Source organism: Pseudoclavibacter sp. RFBG4 (assembly GCF_002931515.1).
GTDB lineage: Bacteria > Actinomycetota > Actinomycetes > Actinomycetales > Microbacteriaceae > Pseudoclavibacter.
In genome coordinates, this window is record NZ_PSYC01000057.1 from 1 (window position 1) to 21191 (window position 21191).

General features: G+C 68.8%; 18 protein-coding genes. 4 read left to right on the top strand and 14 right to left on the bottom strand.

The window, feature by feature from the left end; all coding sequences use genetic code 11:
- Positions 1-518 precede the first annotated feature (518 nt).
- Genes C5E10_RS17890 through C5E10_RS17905 form a run of 4 tightly spaced genes read right to left on the bottom strand, consistent with a single transcriptional unit; the run spans position 519 to position 5193 of the window.
- Entirely contained in the window at positions 519-2021 is a 1503-nt protein-coding gene (locus C5E10_RS17890; protein ID WP_104332796.1) for a DUF6379 domain-containing protein, read from the bottom strand.
- Between the two features lie 15 nt (positions 2022-2036).
- Positions 2037-2873, bottom strand: coding sequence for a carbohydrate ABC transporter permease (locus tag C5E10_RS17895; RefSeq protein ID WP_104239792.1), 837 nt, complete (start codon positions 2871-2873; stop codon positions 2037-2039).
- 1 nt (position 2874) lies between these two features.
- Positions 2875-3849, bottom strand: coding sequence for a carbohydrate ABC transporter permease (locus C5E10_RS17900; protein WP_104239793.1), 975 nt, complete (start codon positions 3847-3849; stop codon positions 2875-2877).
- Between the two features lie 51 nt (positions 3850-3900).
- On the bottom strand, positions 3901-5193 hold the full coding sequence (locus tag C5E10_RS17905; RefSeq protein WP_104332797.1) for an ABC transporter substrate-binding protein: 1293 nt from the start codon (positions 5191-5193) through the stop codon (positions 3901-3903).
- Between the two features lie 192 nt (positions 5194-5385).
- Here C5E10_RS17905 and C5E10_RS17910 point away from each other — a divergent pair, with 192 nt between their 5' ends.
- Positions 5386-6324 (top strand): LysR family transcriptional regulator, encoded by a 939-nt coding sequence (locus tag C5E10_RS17910; RefSeq protein ID WP_104332798.1) that lies wholly within the window; start codon positions 5386-5388, stop codon positions 6322-6324.
- A 647-nt stretch (positions 6325-6971) separates the two neighbouring features.
- Here C5E10_RS17910 and C5E10_RS17915 read toward each other — a convergent pair.
- From C5E10_RS17915 to C5E10_RS17955, 9 genes are all read right to left on the bottom strand, one after another.
- Positions 6972-8282 (bottom strand): acetyl-CoA C-acetyltransferase, encoded by a 1311-nt coding sequence (locus C5E10_RS17915; RefSeq protein WP_104332799.1) that lies wholly within the window; start codon positions 8280-8282, stop codon positions 6972-6974.
- Positions 8279-9301 carry a fumarylacetoacetate hydrolase family protein gene (locus C5E10_RS17920; RefSeq protein ID WP_258071212.1) on the bottom strand — a complete coding sequence of 341 codons (1023 nt, stop codon included), beginning with the start codon at positions 9299-9301 and terminating at the stop codon, positions 8279-8281. The genes C5E10_RS17915 and C5E10_RS17920 overlap by 4 nt, the downstream gene beginning before the upstream one ends.
- Complete coding sequence (locus tag C5E10_RS17925) at positions 9298-10359, bottom strand: amidohydrolase family protein (protein WP_104332801.1); 1062 nt, start codon at positions 10357-10359, stop codon at positions 9298-9300. Before C5E10_RS17925 ends, C5E10_RS17920 begins: the two co-directional genes overlap by 4 nt.
- Positions 10356-11489, bottom strand: a complete 1134-nt coding sequence (locus tag C5E10_RS17930; RefSeq protein WP_104332802.1) for an FAD-dependent monooxygenase — start codon at positions 11487-11489, stop codon at positions 10356-10358. The genes C5E10_RS17925 and C5E10_RS17930 overlap by 4 nt, the downstream gene beginning before the upstream one ends.
- Before the next feature lie 88 nt (positions 11490-11577).
- The gene (locus tag C5E10_RS17935) at positions 11578-12636 is read right to left on the bottom strand and encodes a cyclase family protein (RefSeq protein WP_104332803.1); all 1059 of its coding nucleotides are present in this window, start codon (positions 12634-12636) and stop codon (positions 11578-11580) included.
- Positions 12633-13622 (bottom strand): fumarylacetoacetate hydrolase family protein, encoded by a 990-nt coding sequence (locus tag C5E10_RS17940; protein WP_258062980.1) that lies wholly within the window; start codon positions 13620-13622, stop codon positions 12633-12635. The genes C5E10_RS17935 and C5E10_RS17940 overlap by 4 nt, the downstream gene beginning before the upstream one ends.
- Before the next feature lie 64 nt (positions 13623-13686).
- Positions 13687-14466 (bottom strand): hypothetical protein, encoded by a 780-nt coding sequence (locus C5E10_RS17945; RefSeq protein ID WP_104332804.1) that lies wholly within the window; start codon positions 14464-14466, stop codon positions 13687-13689.
- An 89-nt stretch (positions 14467-14555) separates the two neighbouring features.
- Positions 14556-14906, bottom strand: a complete 351-nt coding sequence (locus C5E10_RS17950) for a hypothetical protein (protein ID WP_104239802.1) — start codon at positions 14904-14906, stop codon at positions 14556-14558.
- A gap of 567 nt (positions 14907-15473) precedes the next feature.
- Complete coding sequence (locus C5E10_RS17955; RefSeq protein WP_104332808.1) at positions 15474-16160, bottom strand: GntR family transcriptional regulator; 687 nt, start codon at positions 16158-16160, stop codon at positions 15474-15476.
- Between the two features lie 256 nt (positions 16161-16416).
- On the opposite strand from C5E10_RS17955, the gene C5E10_RS17960 reads away from it, so the two are divergent.
- The 3 genes from C5E10_RS17960 to C5E10_RS17970 all read left to right on the top strand — a co-directional run bounded on the left by C5E10_RS17960 (position 16417) and on the right by C5E10_RS17970 (position 20217).
- The gene (locus C5E10_RS17960; protein ID WP_104332805.1) at positions 16417-17802 is read left to right on the top strand and encodes an APC family permease; all 1386 of its coding nucleotides are present in this window, start codon (positions 16417-16419) and stop codon (positions 17800-17802) included.
- Between the two features lie 61 nt (positions 17803-17863).
- Positions 17864-18934 carry an amidohydrolase family protein gene (locus C5E10_RS17965; RefSeq protein ID WP_104332806.1) on the top strand — a complete coding sequence of 357 codons (1071 nt, stop codon included), beginning with the start codon at positions 17864-17866 and terminating at the stop codon, positions 18932-18934.
- Positions 18931-20217 carry a hypothetical protein gene (locus C5E10_RS17970; protein ID WP_104332807.1) on the top strand — a complete coding sequence of 429 codons (1287 nt, stop codon included), beginning with the start codon at positions 18931-18933 and terminating at the stop codon, positions 20215-20217. The genes C5E10_RS17965 and C5E10_RS17970 overlap by 4 nt, the downstream gene beginning before the upstream one ends.
- Here the strand turns inward: C5E10_RS17970 and C5E10_RS17975 are convergent.
- Positions 20131-20886: an SDR family oxidoreductase gene (locus C5E10_RS17975; protein ID WP_219820414.1), complete on the bottom strand. Its 756-nt coding sequence runs from the start codon at positions 20884-20886 to the stop codon at positions 20131-20133. The two genes, C5E10_RS17970 and C5E10_RS17975, sit on opposite strands and share 87 nt — an antisense overlap.
- Positions 20887-21191 lie beyond the last annotated feature (305 nt).

Here is a 21191-nt window from a genome sequence, read left to right on the forward strand (position 1 = left end):
CCCACAGACCTGGGCCATGCGCACTTACGGGAGCCCCTCCGCCTGCACAACCCCCAGGTCTACGCAGAACCCCGCCCGCGCACGCGCCTCCCCGCGCCCGCGCGCCTACAAACCTGGGTCTTGCGCATCTACGCGCGCCCCTCAGCCTGCGCAACCCCCAGGTCTGCGCAGATCCCCGCTCACGCACCCACGCGCTTCCAGACCTGGGCCATGCGCACCTACGCGCGCCCCGCAGCCTGCACAACCCCCAGGTCTGCGCAGAATCCCGCCCACGCACCCACGCGCCTCCAGACCTGGGCCATGCGCACCTTCGGGAGCCCCACAGCCTGCACAACCCCCAGGCCTGCGCGACGCCCGGGACCACACCTCCCTGCACCTGCACCCGCTCCCCGCGCCTCCGCCCACACCCCGCGCACCCCACGCACCCTCAAAGCGCAGATGTGGGGGTTGCGTACGTGAATCACCGGATTCACGTGCGCAACCCCCACGTCTGCTCAGCTCAGAGTACGGCTGGCGGCTCAGGCGGGCGCCTGCACCTCCCGCATGCTGCGGCGGATGAGCGCGTGCTGGCGCTGCACGAGCACAAGCGGGTCGACCTCGCCGAGGTCCGCGAAGGCGTGACCCTCCCACTCGCTCGACATGTAGCCGGAGAAGCCGCCGCGCACGAACTCCTCGGTGATCGCGCGGTAGTCGATCGCCGGCTCATCGCCGTGCTCGTCGATGTCGTAGAACTTGGCGTGCACGTGCAGGATCTGCGGCATGATGTCCGACCACTCGCGCACATCCACGCGGCCCTGCATGTTGAAGGACAGGTGCGCGAGCGAGCCGAGGATGCCCGGGTTGATGCCCCGCCCCTCGAGGTACGCGATGAACGCCTGCTGGCGCTCGCGCATGGGCACATCGGTGCGCCAGATCTCCTGGAGCTTCTCCACCGCGGCGTCGTCGAGGCCGCGCTTCTTCACCGAGCGCAGCAGCGTCGGCGCCATACTGTGCATCGTCGACGAGAAGTCGGCGACGAAGCCGAGCAGCGGGGAGCCGAACTCCTCGAAGACCTCGCGCACCTTCACGATGGGCTCGGCGTTCGGCCCGAGGGGCGCGTGGATCTCGTAGCCGAGCTTGAGGTTCAGGCGCTCCGCGATGGGCAGGATGCGCCGCAGCAGCTCCGGTTTCGCGCTCTGGATACGCACGAGCGGGAAGTCGAGCTTCTTCGCCGACTGCAGCAGCGTCTCGGTGAACTCGAACTCCTCGTCGAGGCTCATGTCGCGCGATCGGTTGCGGCCCATGTCGAGGTTCGCGCCGAACGAGCTGGCGTCGAAGCCGTACTTGTCGAACGCGCTGCGCCACTTCGCGACGAACTCGTCGGAGACGTGCGGGTACGTGGGCACCATCTGGGACGCGACGATCTCGATGCCCGGCCCGACGCCGAGCTCGGCGACGCGCGCCAGGAGGGAGTCGAAGTCGTACCAGCCGGCCGCGAACTCGGCGGTCGCCGAGTAGAGCGTGAGGCCGAGCTTGAAGGGGTCGCTGTCGCGGGGGTCCGCGAACTCGCCGAGTGCATCCGCCGCCGACGCCTCGAAGTACGGGGTGGTCGCTGCCTCGACGGCCTCGCTCGCGACGAGCGTGCGGGTCACGTCGACGTGGTTCGGGACGTAGAGGCCCGGCTCGGTCTCGCTGCCCGGCTTGATCTGCATGTACGGCAGTCGCAGGTCGGCGACGAGGCGAATCTCGTGCTCGCTGCCATCCGCGATCGGCTCGTCGAGTTCGACGACGAGGCGGGGGCGGTCCTGCAGGAACCACAGCACCTCCGACTGCTCGGCGATCTCGTCGAGGCGGTAGCTCTCGCCACGGTGCTCGAGGCGCAGCTTCGAGGCGTCGATCGCGGCGCCGTCGATCTCGAGGGCGAGGCCTGTGACCGAGGAGAGCCACACGCTGCGGTACCAGGGCAGCTGCAGGCTGAGCGCCGCGCCGTCCGGGTGGGGGAAGAGGCTCTGCTCGCTGAGCAGGGTGTCTTGCGTTGCCATGTGGGGTCTCGATTCCTAGTGCTTGAGTCCGCCTGCGAAGCCCTGCATGAACTGCTTCTGGGCGACGAGGTAGAAGATGAGGATCGGCACCATCGAGATGATGACGATGGAGAAGATCTGGTTCCACTGCGAGACGAGCGCGCCGACGTAGTAGTACATCGCCACGGGCAGCGTTTGGAAGTCGGAGCCGCCGAGGAAGATGAGCGACGTGAAGAAGTCGTTCCACACGATGAGGCCGGCGAGGATCGCGACCGTTCCGGTGGCCGGCGCCATGAGGGGCAGGATGATCTGGAAGAACACCTGCGTGGGACTCGCCCCGTCGAGGGCCGCAGCCTCCTCATAGTCGGTGCCGAGTCCGCGGAAGAAGTTGGCGTACAGGAAGATCGCGAGCGGGAGGAGCATCCCCGTGTAGAGCACGATCATGCCCCACAGCGAACCGGTCAGGCCGAGCGCGCGGGCCCCCATGTAGAGGGGAACGGTGCCGAGCTGCGTTGGCAGGATGATCGCGATGAGGAAGATGTAGTACGAAACCTGGGTCCAGCGGCGGGTGCTGCGCGTGATGACGTAGCCCGCGAGCGCCCCGAGGATCACCATGCAGAGGATCGTGCCGCCCGTGATGATGATGCTGTTGAGCAGGCCGATGAGCACGTTCGACTGCCCCGTCGCCGTCATGACGTTGGCGAAGTTCTCGACCGTCCACGTTGCGGGGAGCTCGGTGGCCGACGTCGAGAAGACCTCCTGGTCGCTCTTGAACGCAGTGATGACGAGGAAGTAGAACGGCAGCAGGAACACGATGGCGACGAGCCAGACCGCGACTTCCCTGATCAGCGTGAACTTGGTGTACCTGAACATGTCAGCGTCCCTTCTCGGGGCGTTCGGCCGTGAGCTTCTGCTGGAGGACGGCGAAGATGAGGATGATGACGGTGAGGATGAGCGCGAGCGCCGCGCCGTAGCCGAAGTTGCCGAGCGAGAAGGTCTGCTTGTAGACCTCCGTCGCGAGCGTCTCCGTGGCGCCTGCCGGCCCTCCGCCCGTGAGGGCCATGACCTGGTCGAAGATGCGCAGCCCGTTGACCAGGCCGAGCGTCGTCGCGATGGCGACAGCCGAGCGGATCGAGGGGAGCGTGATGTACCAGAAGCGCTGGAGCATGCTGGCGCCGTCGATGGCGGCGGCCTCTTCGATCTCGACGGGCACACTGGCAAGGCCGGCGATGTAGATGACCATCGTGAAGCCCGTGTTCTGCCAGACGATGACGATGAGGACCGCCCAGATCGACCACTGCGGGTCTGCCAGCCAGGCCTTCTGGTATTCGGCGAAGCCGAGCATCCCGAGGAACGCGTTGAGCGGGCCGTTGAACTCGAAGATGAACTTCCAGATGTAGGCGACCGCGAGCGGGCTGAGCACCACCGGCATGAAGAACAGGGTGCGGAGGATGTAGCGCGTCTTGAGCCCGCGATTGAGCGCGAGGGCCAGGATGAGGCCGGCGATGTTGGTGAGGATGACCGAGCCGAACGCGAGGAACAGGGTGTTCCCGACGGCGCCGATCTTGCTCGGGTCGGCGAAGATATCGGCGAAGTTGTCGAACCCGACGAACGTGAATGAGCCGATGCCAGACCAGTTCGTGAACGCGAAGAAGCCTCCGGCGGCCGTCGCGGCGTAGTGGATGAACGCCACGAGCACGAGGCCGGGCAGCACCCACCACCAGTGACCGAATTGGAGAAGGGGACGCCCCTTGCGGGGGAGGGCGGCCTTCTTGCCACCCTCCCCCGTGGGCGACTGGTCTTCAGCAGCTGACTCGGTCTTGCCGTCGCTGTGCAGTGTCGCAGTCATGGACTGGCTCCTTTGCTACGTGTGGATGCGGTGGGTGCCTGACCTTGGAGGTCAGCTGTCCCAGGCCGCATCCATTGCCGAGAGGACGCCGTCGACCGTGGTCTGACCGGTGAAGAGACCCTGGACGCCCTTCTGCAGCTCGTCGTAGACGGCCTGGTTCGGCCAGAGGCTGTTCGGCAGCGGCGTGTAGGAGCCGTCGGTGAGGACCTGCTCGACGCTGGCGTATGGGGAGCCTTCGAATTCGTAGTTCTCGATGCCCGAGACGGGGAGCGCGCCGGACACGTCGGAGAAGAGCTTCGCGCCCTCATCGCCCGCGACCCAGTCGAGGAACGCCTGGGCGGCTTCCTGCTTGTCGCTTGCCGCGTTGATGGAGAGCGAGTAGTTGGAGCTGGCGAGCACGTACGGCTTGCCGCCGTCAGCGGACGGGAAGGGCTCGATGGAGAAGTCGAGGTCCGGGTTGGCCTCGGCCAGCTCGTTGGCGGAGGAACCGGGGAGGAAGCCGCCGAGCGACGTGCCCTGCGTGATGTTGTTCGTGATGACGTCGAAGCCAGCACCCTCGGCACCAGGCTGGAAGCAGCCCGCATCCTTGAGGTCGATGATCGTCTCGAGCGTGTCCTTCCAGCCCTGCGAGTCGGCGAAGGTGACGTCGCCGGCTTCGCGCTGCTCGTTCCAGTCGGGAGTCTCCGCGTAGACGCGGGTCGCTGAGATCGACATGGCGGTCATGCCCGTGTTGGGGCCTGCGGCTCCGGCGATGACGATCATCGACTTGCCCTGCGAGGTGAGGTCGCCGCACTTGCCGATGAGCTCGGCCGTGTCGGCGGGGTAGCTGGTCACGCCAGCGGCCTCCGCCGAGGAGTTGCTGTAGACGAAGCCTGCGACGGTGAAGTCGACGGGCTGCGCGAGCACCTGGTCCTCGTAGGTGTAGAGCGCCTCGCTGCCGTCGGGGATGACACCGGATGCGGTCTCGCCGAGGGGTGCGAGGAAGCCCGCCTCGCCGAGGCTGAGGACCGCCTGGCCCTGGCCCGATCCGGGTGCCGTCTGGATGACGTCCGGGGCGTTGCCCGCCTGGAGCTGCGTGCGGAGCGTCTCGCCGTAGCGGTCGTTCGGCTGCGGGTTGAGCGTGATCGTCACGTCGGGGTTGGCTTCCATGTACGCGTTGGCGAGCGCCTCGTACGGGTTCTCGAGGTTGTTCGAGGTTGCGTAGGTGAGGGAGAACTCGGTGGCGCCGCCGCCTGCGGTGTCGCCGCCACCGCCGCTTGCGCAGCCGGAGAGAGCGAGGACACCGGCAACCGGGAGGGCGAGTGCTGCGCTGAGGCGCAGCCGCTGGTTACGGGAGTGAGACATTTTTTGCCTTTCTTGACAGCGTTGTCGAAGATCCTCCGGCCGTACCGGAGCTGGGTTCAGTCTGGCAGGCTTGTGCGCAAAACACACATAAGTAGTTGCGATGCTCCGCATAACTGACGGCCCGGAACCCGCCGAGCGCATCACCGAGACGGATAAGCTGACGCCACACCCCCGATCCGGAGGCACAACGACGTGACCACAGAAACACCGCTCTCCAGGCTCGACCTCAACCTGCTCGTCTCACTCGACGCCCTCCTCACGGAACGCAGCGTCACCAGAGCGGCAGAGCGACTGCACCTCAGCCAGCCCGCGCTCAGCGCATCCCTCGGTCGTCTTCGCACGCACTTCAACGACAAGATCCTCGCCCGCACCGGCAACACGTACGAGTTGACGCCCCTCGCCGTGCGCCTCAGCGAACTCACCGCCACAGCCCTCGACTCGGCCAGGCGCGTCTTCGACAGCCAAGCCGAATGGAACCCGACGCAGTCGACCCGCGAGTTCACGGTGCTCGGCTCCGACTACGGCTTCGCGACCATCGGCGCCGCCGTCTCCAAGCTCGCCGCCGAGACCGCCCCAGGCGTGCGCTTCCGGTTCCGGATGCACAACCCCTCCATCGTCGAGGACGCCATCGCGCAGCTCCGCTCGGTCGACGCCATGATGATCCCCCACGGCTTCCTCAGCGACCTCCCCTACAACGACGTCTTCACCGACGAGTGGCGCATCATCTGCACCGACGACAACCCGCACGTGGGCGAGCAGATCACGATGGAGAACATCGCCGAGCTGCCGTGGGTGTTCAACTACCTCTCCCGGTCGGCGTTCACCTCGGCGAGCAGGCAGATCCGCGAACTCGGCATCGAGCCGACCGTGGCCGCCGTCGTCGAAGGCTTCCACGTGCTCCCCCACTTCGTCGAAGGCACCAACCGGCTCGCCCTCATGCAGAAGCGGCTCACCGACGTGCTCATCCCGAGCGAGGGGTTCCGGGTGCTCGAACCGCCCTTCGACGCGACCCCCATCTCGGCCGCCCTCTGGTGGCATCCCACCCACAACAGCGACCCAGAGCACGCGTGGATGCGCCGCCTCTTCGCGCAGGCCGGCGCCGCCATGCAGGCGGAGGTCGGCGCGGCGTAGGCGGCGGGCCGCGCGGCTCGGTTCGGCGCGGCTCGGCTCGGCTCGGGCGAGCAGCAACCTCGGGATGGAGAAGTCACCTCGTTGCCGGAAGGTTCTCCGAAAACAGCGACAAACCCATCCCGAGACGTGACAAACCCATCCCGAAACCGAGACAAGTACGCTGCCCGAAGAGAGCGGACCGGGGCAGACTGAAGCGTCAGATCGGCAGCCGTCCCGGCGTAACGGCAGGTCGGCTCGGTTCGGCTCGGCTCGGGCGGCCAGCAACCTCGGGAGACCAGCAACCTCGGGATGGAGAAGTCACCTCGTTGCGGGAAGGTTCTCCGAAAACAGCGACAAACCCATCCCGAGACGTGACAAACCCATCCCGAAACCGGGACGAGCACGCTGCCGAAGAGAGCGGACCCGGGCGAGACTGGCGCGTCAGATCGGAGGTCGTCCCGGCGTAACGGCAGGTCGGCTCGGGCGGCACCACGCGCCCGGGAGACCGACAACCTCGGGAGACCAGCAACCTCGGGATGGAGAAATCACCTCGTTGCGGGAAGGTTCTCCGAAAACAGCGACAAACCCACCCCGAGACGTGACAAACCCATCCCGAAAGCGGAGAGGTGGGGTTCGGGCCAGGGGCAGCGGGCCAGCGGATCAGCGGATCAGCGGGTCAGGATGAGGGCGTCGCCCTGGCCGCCTCCGCCGCAGAGGGCGACGACCGCGGTTCCGCCGCCTCGACGGGCGAGCTCGTGCACGGCGTGCACGACGACTCGGGCACCGGATGCTCCGATCGGGTGGCCGAGGGCGATCGCGCCGCCGTGCGGGTTGACCACCTCGTCGGACACACCGAGCTCGGCCTGCGACTGGACGACAACCGCGGCGAAGGCCTCGTTGATCTCGATGTGATCGAACGAGGAAGCCGCGATGCCCTGCTTCTCGCAGGCGCGGGCGATGGCGCGAGACGGCTGCGACTGCAGCGACGAGTCAGGGCCGGCGACCTGGCCGGCCGCGCCGACGACGGCGAGCACGTCGTAGCCGTGCGCGTCCGCGAAGGCGCGGGTCGTGAGCACAACCGCCGAAGCACCGTCGGAGATGGGTGAGGCGTTGCCAGCCGAGATGGTGCCATCCGCCGTGAAGGCCGCGCGCAGCCCGGCAAGCGACTCAGCCGTGGTCGAGGGGCGGATGCCCTCGTCGCGCGTCACTCGCACGGGGTCGCCGCGGCGCACTGGCACGTCGACGGCGACGATCTCGGCGTCGAAGAGGCCAGCATCCACGGCCGCGGCGGCACGCTGATGGGAGCGCGCGGCGACGGCGTCCTGTGCCTCGCGCGTGATGCCGAGGCTCGTGTTGTGCTGCTCGGTGAGCAAGCCCATGCTCTGGCCGGAGGCCGCATCCGTCAGCCCGTCGTGGGCCATGTGGTCGAGCGCTTCGACAGAGCCGTAGGCCCAGCCCTTGCGGGAACCGGCGAGGAGGTGCGGCGCCTGGCTCATCGACTCCATGCCGGCCGCGACGACGAGCTGCGCGTCGCCCGTCTTCAGGAGGCGAGCGGCGTCGATGACGGCGGTCAGGCCCGAGAGGCACACCTTGTTGATGGAGGCGACGTGCGCCGAGGCCGGGATGCCCGCGGCGAGCGCCGCCTGGCGTCCAGCGTTCTGCCCGACGCCGGCGGACAGCACGTGCCCGATGAGGACGGCGTCGACCAGCGAGGCGTCGATGCTGGCCTGCTCGAGCGCACCGCTGATCGCGGCGGCACCGAGCTGCGGAGCGGTCAGCGTCGAGAGCTGCCCATTGAGCTTGCCCTGCGGGGTGCGCGCGGCGGCGACGACGACGATGTCGCTCGGGCTCGGAACGCTCGCTTTCCCGCCCGCGGAAGGACCGCCCGCGATATCGACGGAGCCGCTGGCCTCGCCGCCGCCCGCACTGCTCCCGAGCGGGCCGCCTGTGTCGAATCCGTCGCGGTTCGTGCTGCTCATGCGCTGACGCGTCCTCTCGTTCGTGCCCGCGACGCTGCCCGGGCGCGCGGGACCGGCACGGCTTCCACAGCCGCCCCGATGACGTTGCTGACCTCGCCGATGCGCTCGACGCGCAGCTCGACCACGTCGCCCTCCGCGAGCGGGGGTGGAGTGAGCGTGCCCGCGCGGCCCCACAGCTCGGCGAGGCACCCGCCATTGCCAGCGGTCCCGGAACCGAGCACATCACCCGGCACGACCCTTGAGTTGCGGGACGCGTAGACCAGAAGCTGAGGGAAGGACCAGCCCATGTTCGAGAGCAGGTCGCTGCCGATCAGCTCGCCGTTGACCAGCACCTGCAGCTCGAGTTCGAGGAAGCCGTCGGCGTCGTGCGCATCCGAGAGCTCTTCGGCCGTGACGATCCACGGGCCGAGCGTCGCGGCGAAGTCCTTGCCCTTGCAGGGTCCGAGGCGCACCTTCATCTCGCGCGACTGGATGTCCCTGGCCGACCAGTCGTTGAAGACGCTGTAGCCGAAGACGTGCCCGGCGGCGCTGGCTTCGTCGAGGTTCGACCCGTCGCTGCCGTCGACCGCGCCGACGATGACGGCAACCTCGAGCTCGAAGTCGAGCCGCTGTGTCACCGGCGGGCGGATGCTCACCCCGCTGCCCACGAGCGAGTGCGGGTTCGTGAAGTAGAAGGTGGGGGCGTCGTACCACTCGGCGACGACCCCCGAGTCGCCGTCGATGGACTTCACGACGCCCTCGACGTGCTCCTCGAACGCCACGAAGTCGCGCACGCTCGGCGCCTCGATGGGTGCGAGCAGTTCGACGTCGGACACCGACGGCGCGAGGCCGAGCGAGCCATCCGCCCAGGCCCGCTCGATGAGCGAGGTCGCGGCCGCGTTGGCGCGCTCGAGCCCGAGCCGGGTCGCCCCGAGCACGGTGAGCCCATCGGCGAAGGCGAGCAGCCGGTCGCCGCCCTCGTGCGCGACGACAACCCCGTCGTGTTCGCTGCCGTCGTGCATCCACCTGGCGTATCTCACCGGGTCGCCTCCACGGACTTCCACAGGCGCGGCAGTCGCGCGGCGTTGCCGAACAGGACCTGCGCCTCGTCGTCGGCGCCGAGCTCCGCGTCGTGCACCCGCTCGACGGGATTCTCGACGCCCATGTCGAACGGGTAGTCGGAGCCGAGGAGCACTCGGTCGGCGCCGACGGCGGCGACGAGGTTCCGCAGCGCGGTCGGCGTGTGCACGAGCGAGTCGAAGCTCAGCTGCCGCAGGTACGTGGACGGCGCGCGCAGGCACGTGCGCGCTTCGGGCCGCACCTCCCAGGCGTGGTCGGAGCGGCCGATGAACGTCGGCAGGTAGCCGCCGCCGTGCGCCGCGATGACCACGAGGTTCGGGAAGCGGTCGAGCACGCCACCGAAGATGAGGTGCGAGATCGCGGCGGCGTTCTCGGCGGGCTGGCCGACGGTGTTGGAGAGGTAGAAGCGGTCGAGGCGCTCGTCGAGGCTGCACCCGAACGGGTGCAGGAACACGATGGCCTCGAGCTCCTCGGCGCGGCGCCAGAAGTCATCGAGGCGCGCGTCGCTCAGCTCGACATCGCCCGCGAACGACGACAGCTCGACGCCGGCCAGGCTGTTGGCGAGCACGGCATCCTCGAGCAGTTCGACGAGGCGGTGCGGATGCTGGAGGGGCACGAGGCCGAGCCCGCGGAGGCGGTCGGGAGCACCGGCGACGTGCGCGGCGATGGCCGCGTTGGCCTCCTTCGCCGCCCAGACGGCGAGCTCTTCGCCCGCCCACGGGTAGTAGTGGCTCGGCGAGGGGGACACGAGCTGCATGTCCACGCCCTGCACATCCATGACCGCGAGGCGCTCTTCGAGCGAGATGAGCTTCGGGAAGCGCGACTTGATCATGGCGCCGGAGGCGGCGAGGCTCTCTGGCCCGTTGCGCTTGGCTTCGAGCTCGCCGGCGGCGGCGAAGCCCTCCGGGTCGCGTCCCTGAACGGCGCCCTGGAGCGCGGGGAGGAGGAGGTGCGCGTGCACGTCGACGATCTGGCCGGCAGCGCCGGAAGCACGGCCGGGAACGGTCGCGGCGGTCATGCCGGCACCGCCACGAGCTGCGCGACGCCGCCCATGAGGGCGGGCACGTTGCCGTCGCGCTTGCCGTCGAGCTGCCACTGGCCGAGGGTCGTGGACGCCTCGACGACGTGGGCCGCGCGAGGGAGGCGGCGGGCGTGGAAGTCGTCCCAGAACGGCTGGTCGAGCTGCTCGCGCTCAAGCAGCATCGTGGCGAGCACGAGCCCGTCCTCGGCGGCCTGGGCCGCGCCCTGCGCGATCGTGGGAGGGCAGCTGTGGGCGGCGTCGCCGATGACGACGACCCGGCCGCGGTTCCATGCGTCCGGCACGACGTGCGAGGTGAAGAGCGTGTAGTGCACGCGGGCCGACTCGGTGAGCGAGTCCCGGATCTCCTGCCACGGTCCGCCGTAGCTGCCGGCGAGGTCGCGCATGATCTCGACGCTCTCGGCGGGCGTGAGGCCGCTGCGGTCCTGCGCCTTCTCGACGAGGTACGCGTAGATGCTGTTCTCGCCGGTCGGGCAGTAGCCGGCGATGAAGCAGCGGCCGCCGTAGTAGAGGTCGGTGTGCGTGACCTCGGCGGGGCGGGCCACGAAGGCGCGCCAGATGCCCATGCCGGTGCGCTCGGGCTTCGTCTCGATGCCGATGAGCGATCGGGTCGGCGAGTTGAGGCCGTCGGCGCCGATGACGAGGTCGACGCGCGACGTGTCGCCTGCATCCGTCGTCAGGGTCACGCCGTCGGCGTCCTGCTCGAGGCCCGTGACCGTGGTGCCGTAGTGGATGCGCGCACCGACTTCGAGGGCGCGCTCGGCGAGGATCTTGGCCAGGTCCGGGCGGTACATGCCGGCCGTCGCGGGGTACTCGGGGCCGCCGGTGCGGGTCTCGGTGAGGCTCGCGATGACCGTGCCAGCCGGGTCGGGGGCGCGCATGCTGACGTCGTCGAACGAGTAGGACTGCTCCTGGATGCGTTCCCAGACGCCGACCTGGTCGAAGACGCGCAGGGCGTTGCCCTGCAGGGTGATGCCGGAGCCGAGGGCCGTGATCTCGGACTTCGCCTCGTAGACGTCGACCTCGACGCCGCCGTCGGCGAGGATGATCGCGGAGACCATGCCCGCGACTCCGCCTCCGACGATGGCGACCTTGGAAACTGCACTCATGATGGTCCTGCTTTCTGCGTCTGCGTTGACGATGAAGGTGTCTGGGTCAGCGGCGGCGGGGCTGCCTCTGGAGTGGACGAGTGGTTGCTCAGCGGATTGCGATCGGGTTGACGGGCGAGCCGACGGCACCCGTGATGGGCAGCGGCGGTGCGACGAGCAGGAACTCGTAGACGCCGTCGGCCTGGCACGCGGATGCGAGGGCTTCGAGGTCCCACATCTCGCCGATGGTGAGTCCCATGTTGGGGATGACCACCTGGTGGAGGGGCTGGAACGCCTCGTCGAACTCGTTGGGGCGCACCTCGAAGCCCCACGTGTCGGTTGCGATGGCAGCGATCTCGGAGCGGTGCAGCCATCCGGCCGTCGTGAACGACAGCCCGGCGCTCGGCCCGCCGGCGTAGCCGTTCCAGCCTTCGCGTTGCGCGCGGGCGTAGCGGCCCGTGCGCACGAGCACGATGTCGCCGCGGCCGACCGCCGCCGTGGCGCCCTGCGCGTGGATGCACGCTTCGAGGTCAGCGGTCGTGATCGCGTAGCCGTCCTCGAGCTCCCCGCTGTCACGTAGGTGCCTGCCGAGGTCGAGGAGCACGCCGCGGCTCACGATCTCGGCCGCGGTGTGCTCGATGCCCGTCACGAGGTCGCCCTCGCTCGTCACGACCTCGCCCGAGCGGCGGCCGTTCCACGCGTAGCCGTGGTCGAAGATGTGGCCGAGGCCGTCCCACTGGGTCGAGCACTGCAGCGGCATGGCGATGACGTCGTCGGCCCCGCCGAGACCGTGCGGGAACCCCTGGTTCGCGAGCTGCGCATCCGTGCCCGTGTCGAGCATCGTGTGCACGGGGTTCGTGCGGCGCCGCCACCCCATCTGAGGGCCGTTCATGTCGAAGGGCTGCGAGAGCGAGAAGCTGCGGCCCGCGCGCACGAGCTTCGCCGCTTCGGCGCGCTTGGCGTCGTCGATGAAGTTGAGCGTGCCGATGCGGTCGTCGTCGCCCCAACGGCCCCAGTTGCGGTAGGCCTGCGCCGCGCGTGCGACTTCGGTGGTGGGGTCGGTGCGGTCGAGCTCGGCAGGGTTCGCGGTTGGAGCTCCCGTGACTTCAGGGGCTCCCCCAGCGTTGGCGGTGCCCCTGGTGTCGCCGGTGTCGGTGAGGGAGGTCACGAGGAGACCGCTTCTGCGCGCACCCGCGTCGTCTGCGTCCCGAGACCCTCGATGACGCTCACCATGACGTCGCCATCACGGAGGAGGCGGCCGTGCACGATGCCGTTGCCGGCCGGGCTGCCGGTGAGGAGCAGGTCTCCGGGGAGGAGCGGCATGGTCTCGGATGCGGCCGAGATGAGCGCGGGGATGTCGAAGAGGAGGTCGTCGCTGACGGCGTCCTGCATGGTGTCGCCGTTGAGCGTGAGCTTCAGCGTGAGCGAGTGCGGGTCGGTCACGAACTGCGCTGGCACGAGGAAGGGTCCCGTCGGGAGGAAGCCCGGCGCGTTCTTGCCTCGGTACCAATCCGTGCCGATCTCCTTCATGTCCTTCCGGAAGATGAGGTCGCGCGTCGAGATGTCGTTGACGATCGTGTACCCGGCGACGTGGCCGAGGGCATTTTCGCGGGAGACGCGGTGTGCACGCTTGCCGATGACCACGGCGAGCTCCAGCTCCCAGTCGTGCTGGTCGCTGTAGCCGGGCAGCTCGAGCTCGGCGTCGACACCGGCGACGGCCGTGGGGAGGCCGATGAAGAAGTACGGCTCGCCGTCCCTGGCGCGTGCATCCATCATCTCAGCCGCCCACTCGCGCAGCTCCTCGATGGGGCGCGGGTCGTTCTTCGCCCGGCCGGCGGCGACGAGGTCGATGACGTGCGTGCGGTAGTTGGCGCCCGTCTGCAGCACCTGGCGTGGCTCGACGGGTGCTTCGAGAGTGACGTCGTCGAGGGCGAGCCAGTCGGCGCCATCGCGTGCTGCTGCGAGCTGCGCGAGGCGGTCCCACGAGGCGGGCGCTTCAGCGAGGAAGTCGTTGAGGGAGTCTGCGCCGAGCTCCTCGCTGCTCAGCGGGCGGATGCGGCCGGCCGCGACGAGTCCGAGCTGCGGCTTTCCCTCCCCCACGCTGAAGCGGGCAAGAGCGAAGTCGGCGGTCAGGCCTTCGGACGACGATGTCACGGTTGGTCTCCAATTCACGACGCTTCGGTGCGTTCGTGACATAAGTCAACCGTGTCTGGCGCCATCAGCCAAGCGGGGATCCGTTATCCAGGGCATCAGGGCTGGTGATGGGGCAGCTCACGCTCTCGATCCAGGGGCGAACGTCGACGATCCCCTCCGGCAACAGGGCTCTGGCGGATGCGAAACCGTCTGGCAGCTGGGTCACCAGAGCGTGTGCGTAGCGTTCGCCTCGGTCGGTCGTTCCCTCCCCGATCTTCAGCACCTGATCATCCGGCACCGAGTCGACGAGGGCTCGCGCGTCTTCGAGCTGCGCCTCATTCCACCGGCTGGGGAAGACGACGACGGGGCCCGGCGGCCCCTGCGCCACAAGCGCCTCGACTCGCTCCGGCTCGGGTGAGGAGAAAACGTAGACCCGACCGTGCTCGGCCAGAGCTATGTGAGTCATGGCGAGCACAGACGGATGCCGACCCAACCTGGCGGCGAATGCCTCGAAGTCTGGATGCTCTGCGTGCGTGGGCATGTAAGCCTCCCGGACCCGCTGCGCAAGGACTCGGAGGGAGGCCACGGCCGGATCGACGGCAGCGTTCTTATTCCAGCGGGAAACCAGCAGGGCTTCTCCGTCCCAAGAGCCCTCTACTTCCACACTCCCCTCAAAGAGGGACAGCCCGACCCTCGCCGCCTCGTCGAGCCGGAGCGGCAGGAGACGCTCATCCCAGACGAACACCTCCGATGGACGAAACGGAGTCAGATACGACGCTGCGCGCACCGGGTCGACCACGAGCCACCCACGCGCACGGAACCTGCCGCCAGTCGCCAGCCCTGCGGACGCGCTCATGTCAGCCATACCGGTCCACGCTAGCTCGGGAATCCGCCCCGAACGCCGTCTCGCGTTGAACTTCGAGACAGGATTCGACGACTCGTCAATCTGTGACCTTAGACATCAGCCTGCGCTCGTCGATCAAGCGCCGCCGCACGAACACGTGCCGGATGCCCGATTGAGATGAGGATCTTTCGAGCCGGAGACTCCCCGGCCAGCAGGGGGCTGTCCCTATATCCCCAAATATTCCGGATGGAACCGACGAGCACGCTCACGGTCACCAGAATCGGAATCACCAACGGCACATCAAGACCCAAATTGTCGTAGAGGAACCCGAACGAGATATTGGCAGCAATGAAACCGACTGTCGAGAGTCGTTCTTCTACATTCACCATCAGACCAAGCCCAACGGCGGCAAGGAGTACGCCGATGTAGGCGGCGGCATTACTCGAGAGAAAATCGATCACCCTTGAGATTCCTTTCTGAGAGCTTCGACTCGAACCTCGTGAATTGGACCCGAACTGGCAACGAGGCTTCAGAATGGATGTAGGCGACGGAAACGCCACGAGCCCGGCCGTGACCACGCTCGCCGAGGCAGCCCACGACTGAAGCCACGTCCGCTACACGACTTGTGGGCACCTCGGTAACAAGAGCCGAGACGAGGGCACCTCCGACCCGTCGCGACAGGAATCCGCGAGGGGTGAAAGCCGTATTCCAATGCAACATTCTCCCTAATTTCGTCGCCGCCGCGGAACGCAGCGAAGAGCAACTTAGCAGACAAAATCACCTCAGAAATCTCCCGACTCAATTGAGGAACACTTCTGGCACAGCCGCAGCCGAACTCACGCAAGTCCTATATCCCCTATTTCGAGAGATTCTGACTTATTTCACGTGCGATTGGTGGGTAGAGGGTAGGGGGACGAGCCCGCACGGAATCGTGCACCACCTCGTCACCAGACGCCTCGCACTCGGACGCGCACGTCCGCTGACGCCTGGCAACCGAGCAGGTGCCCGAAGCCCGAGTTTCGAGCCCGCTAGGCAGGCAGGACCGGCGCGGCGAGCAGCGGCAGGGTCTCCGCCCGACTGCGCTCGACGTGTGCGAGCGCGAGCGCGGCCGCTCGTTCGACTTGGCCGCGCACGATCGCGTCGCAGAGGTCGCGATGCTCACGGTGGACGTCGTCGTCGTCGCGTTCGCTGGCGATGTGGAAGAGCCGCTTGACTCGCCCCTGCACGGGGAGGAGCAGGTCTCGAAGGAGACGACTGCCCGCGAGCGCGACGACGGCATCGTGGAAGTCAGAGGTGGCGTCGGCGATCCTCGACTCATCCGAGGAGTCGACGGCAGCGTCTGCGGTTGCGAGGGCCGCCACGAGCCCCTCCCCCGACTCCCCTCCGGCGCATCGTGCGGCGGCGAGGCGCGCGGCGAGCACCTCGAGGGACGCGCGGACGTCGAACAGCTCGACCACGTCGGCGAGCTCCATGGGCGCAACCACCGCACCGCGACGCGGCAGCGTGCGAATGTACCCCTCGGCCTCGAGCCTGGGCAGCGCCTCTCGGATCGGGATGCGCGAGACGCCGAGGGCCTCGGCGACCTCGCGCTCACGCACCCGACTGCCCGTGGGGAATCGGCCGTCGATGATGCGATCGCGCACCCACTCGTACACCCGCTCGCCATGAGAGACCGAGGCCCCCGAGGGCTCCTCCGTCACGTTCGGACTCGTCATCGCCACGAACACCCCTCCTCGATCCACTGACTGGCTACGTTACGCACCCCACAGAGGCGGGGATGCTCGTGCATCCGCGGCCAGTCCGACGAGTACCGCATCTTCGCGCTTTTAGTATGCCAAAACTTAAAACAAGGCCCTCAGAATGCACGAAACGAATGGAAACAACTTCCCGTTCTCCAAGTTTTGGCATACCATCGCTCGTGTTCGGGTTCAGCCCGACATCGGTGCATCCCCCACGCAAAGGAGCCTGAGCATGACCGATACCGTCACACCAGTCGAGGAAGCGCGGCCGCGCACCCTCAAGCGCGCCCTCGGGCTGCCCGCCCTCATCGGGTACGGACTCGCCTCCATGGGCGTGCTCTCGGTCGTCTCCGTCTACGGCCCGGCCACCGAGCTCAGCGACGGGCACCTCCCCGCCGCGTACGTCGCGGCGATCATCATCATGCTGTTCACTGCCCACAGCTACGGACGCATGGCCGCGCACGTGCCGATCACGGGCGGCGCCTACGCCTACGTGACGCGCGGCTTCGGACCTGCGGTCGGCTTCGTCACCGGTTGGGTGATGCTGCTCGACTACCTGTTCCTGCCGATGGTGAACTTCCTGCTCTTCGGCCTCTACTTCAACAGCCTGTTCACTGCGGTGCCGGCCTGGGTCGGCACGCTCGTGTGCATCCTGATCGTCGCCCTGTTCAGCATCATCGGCGTCAAGTGGTTCAAGCGCATGAACTTCGTCGTGATCATCGCATCGGTGCTCGTGATCGTCGTCTTCCTCGTCCTGGCGGTGCTCAACGCCCCAGATCTGACCTTGGCATCGCTGACCGGTCCGCTCTCGATCGGCGAAGGCGGGCTCGCGCCGATCCTCGCGGCGGCGGCGATCGTGGCGTTCGCCTTCCTCGGGTTCGACGGGGTCTCGACGCTTGCCGAGGAGACGCACGATCCGCGTCGCAAGGTGCCGAAGGGCATCGTGCTCGCGACGCTGTTCGCGGGCCTCGGCTACCTGGCCTTCTCGATCGCCGGCAGCCTCATCGCCCCCGACTGGACGCAGCTCGACAACCTCGACGCTGCCGGCACGGAGCTCATGCAGCAGGCGGGCGGTGACGTGCTGATGGTCGTGTTCGTGATCGTGAACACCGTCGGCATCGTGCTCTGCGGTACGGCGGCGCAGATGAGCGTGAGCCGGGTGCTGTTCGCGATGGGCCGCGACGGCATCCTGCCCCCGGTGCTCGCGAAGCTGCACCGACGCTTCCGCACCCCGTACGTGGCGGCTATCGTCGTCTCCGTCATCGCCCTGGTCGCGCTCTTCGTCACCCTCGACCAGGCCGTCTACATGATCAACTTCGGCGCACTCGTGGCGTTCGCCATGGTGAACCTCGCCACCGCCAAGGTGCTCTTCTTCGACCTCCGCCTGCGCAGCGGATGGGGGATGCTGCGGCACCTCATCATGCCGATCATCGGGTTCGTCTCCGTCGCCTGGCTGTGGACCTCGCTGGCCCCGTTCACCTTCGTGCTGGGCACGGCGTGGCTCCTCATCGGCGTCATCGTGTACCTCGTTCGCCGCAAGCGCCGGGGCGGACCCCTCGCGCTCCGGCTCGACGGCTCATCGACAGAGGCCATGCCCACGATCCCCTACCAGCAGTGACCCGGTGGCAGCAGGCCAGGGCAGTCCGGGAGCTCACGACCATCCCGGAGAAAGCAGCACCATGACCGATTGCACGCCCACGCAGACGCTGCGCACGGCCGGGCTCGTCGACGCGCACATCCACCCCGACAAGACCTCGTGGGGTCGGCCCTGGCAATCGCGTCGAGGAGCGGCCACGCTCGCCGAGCTGATCGAGAACGACCGCGCGACGCAGACGGCCTACGACACGAGCGTCGAGGAGCGCACGTTCAGCCTGTTCTCGCAGGCGCTCGCCAACGGCACGTTCGGGATGCGCGCCCACGTCGACGTCTCCTCGGAGCTGGGCATCGGGAACGTGGAAGGGGTTCGTGCCGCGGCCGAGCGCCTCGCCGGCGACCTGACCGTGCAGATCGTCGCGTTCCCCCAATTCGGGCTCCTCTCGAACCCGGGCACCCTGGAGGCGATGGCGGCATCGCTGCAGTCGGGCGCGGACCTCGTCGGGGGCATCGACCCCTCGGGGCTGGAAGGCGACCTGCACGGGCATCTCGACGCGATCTTCGGGCTCGCCGATCGCGCCGGACGCGAGCTGGACATCCACCTGCACGACGGCGGTGAGGAGGGCTTGGCGCAGATCCGGGAGATCGCGCGGCGCACGATCGCCGGCGGCCGGCAGGGCGGCGTGACCATCGGCCACGCCTTCGCGCTCTGCGATCCCACACTCGCATCGCTCGGCGAGACACTCGATCTCGTCGCCGAGGCGGGCCTCTGGATCGCGGTGTGCGCGCTCGGCCCCGACCCGGTGCCCGACCTCGACCGCTTCGAGGCCCACGGCGTGCGGGCGGTTGCCGGCTCCGATGGGGTGCGGGATGCGTGGAGTCCGTTCGGCACGGGCAGCATGGTCGACCGCGCCCACCTCCTCGCCTACCGAACCGGTGCGATGACCGACGAGGAGCTGGAGCGGGCGTTCCGCATCGCCTCCATCTCGGGCGGCGAGATGATGGGCCTCGCGAGCGTCGCGGAGTGGGACGAGCGCAGTGGCACCCGGCTCGAGTTCGCTGCCGAGAATCTCGCTCAGCTCGTCGTCGACCGGCCGGCCCCCCTCCGCGTCATCCGCGACGGCCGGGTCCTCCGCGACGGCCGGGTGCTGCGGTGAGCGCTCAGCGCCGACAGGGCGTCGCGGCCGGCATCCTCGTCATCGCCGTCGGGCTGAGCGTCAGGTTCCCGATCACGAACACCTCCGCGCTGCTCGGTGAGATCGGGACCGGCTACTCGCTCTCGCCGTCGGCGCTCGCCGTCCTCAGCTCGATCCCAGTACTCCTCTTCGCGCTGGCCGCGCCCCTCGCCCCGCTGATCGTCGGCCGGCTCGGACTGCCCAGATCGATCGCGCTGCTCCTCGCGGTGCTCGCGGGCGCGACCCTGCTGCGACCGCTCGGACCCGCGCCGCTGTTCGTGTCGACCGTCCTCATCGGCGCCTCCATCGCGATCCTCGGCATCCTCGCCCCGCAGATCATCCGGAGCGCGCTCGCCACGCGCGGCGGGTTCTGGACGGGCGTCTACACGGCATCGTTCGGCGTCAGCGCCGCGACCGGCGCAGCATTCTCGGTGCCGCTCTTCCACGCCCTGGGCGATGAGGTCGGGCCGGCGCTCGCAGCGTGGGGAGTCCCCCTCCTCATCGCTCTCGCGTTCGCCCTCGCCTTCGGTCGCCGCATCGAGACCCGCGGCGCTGGGCCACGGCCGACCTCGGCTGGCGAGCGCCAGCCGATCCTGCGCGCCCGTGGGCTCTGGCCGGTGACGGGGTTCTTCGCCTGCCAGGCGCTCCTCTACTTCTCCATGACCGCGTGGCTCCCCACGATCGCGATGGACCGCGGGGCCGCCCCGGCGGCGGCCGGACTGCTGCTCGCGTGGATGAGCGTCGCCGGGCTCCCGGCGGCCCTGTTCGCGCCGATGCTTGCATCGCGAGCCGGCTGGCGCACGCCGATGCTCGTCGTCACCGCGCTGCTCGGCGCCGCGAGCCTGCTTGGTCTCGCGATCGCACCCCTCGCGGCGATGACCGTGGTCGTCGCGGTGCTCGGCGTCGCCTTGAGCTCGGCGTTCGGGATCTCCGTCGCGCTCATCGTGCTCACGGCACCGAGCGGCGCATCCACTGCCGCGTTCTCGGCAGTGGTCCAGGGCATCGGCTATGGGGCCGCGGCGGCCGGCCCCCTGCTGTCCGGCCTGCTTGCCGGAGCGGGCATCGGCTGGCCGGTCATCATCGGCGGCCTCGCTGTCGTCGCGCTGCTCGAGCTCGGGTTCGGCGTCGCGAGCTCCCGGGCGTCCCTGGCCGTGCAGCGCACGGGAGAGCTGTCCGCCTCAGGTGATCGCGCGGGCGATCGGGAGGCCGACGCCGTGCGAGGTGAGGCCGCCGTCGACCGCGAGCTCGGCGCCCGTCACGAATGAGGTCTCGGGCGAGAGCAGGCTCGCGATCACGTCGGCGACCTCGCCCGGCGATCCCGTCCGGCCGAGCGGTGTCAGCTCGACGTTGATGTCGCGGAACGCCGCCGAGGCGCTCGCCGTCATAGGCGTCTCGATGTACCCGGGATGCACGATGTTCACGCGGATCCCCCGCGGCCCCAGCTCCATCGCCGCGGTCTTCGTGATGCCGCGCAGCGCCCATTTGCTTGCCGCGTACGCCACCGCGTAGTGGGCCGTGACCGCCGCCGCCGAACCCACGTTGACGATGGATGCGCCGCTCGTCATGAGCGGGGCGAGCGCCTGGATTCCGAGGGCTGGGCCCGTCGCGTTGATCGCGAAGGCCGCCTCGAAGTCCTCCGCGGTCGCTGCCTCGAGCCGGGCGCGCCTCGTGATGCCGGCCGCGTTCACGAGGCCCGCGAGCGCGCCGGTGGTCGCGGCGAGCTCGGCGAGCGACGCCCAGCCCTCCGGGTCGCGCACGTCGAGGACAACGCGTCGCACGTTCGACGGTCGGGCGGCATCCGCGGGCCATGCCAGGTCGGCGGCGATGACCGGGACGTCGCCCTCGATGAGCCGCTCCACGACGGCCGCGCCGATGCCGGAAGCGGCCCCCGTCACGACGACGGCTGCGGCGAACGCACTGGTGGTCTCAGGCACGGGGCTCCTCTCGGCGCGCGGCTCTGCGCATCCACCTCAACTCAAGCAGGGAGCGCGGCAGGCGGACAGCGGCAATCGCTGATCCGGCCCATCCGCTCCCTGGATGCGACGGCGGCGACCGTCGAGCCCGGGCGCCGGGCGCCGTTTCGGGCTGAGCGCCAACCTCGGGCTGGCCGAGCAGTCTCGGGCTGGCAAAGTCACTTCGTGCTGGAAACGTTTCCAGAACGAAGTGACTTTGCCAGCCCGAGACAGCGGTGGAGGTGGAGGTGGAGGTGGACATCGAGGCCAGCTCCCACAGGCACACC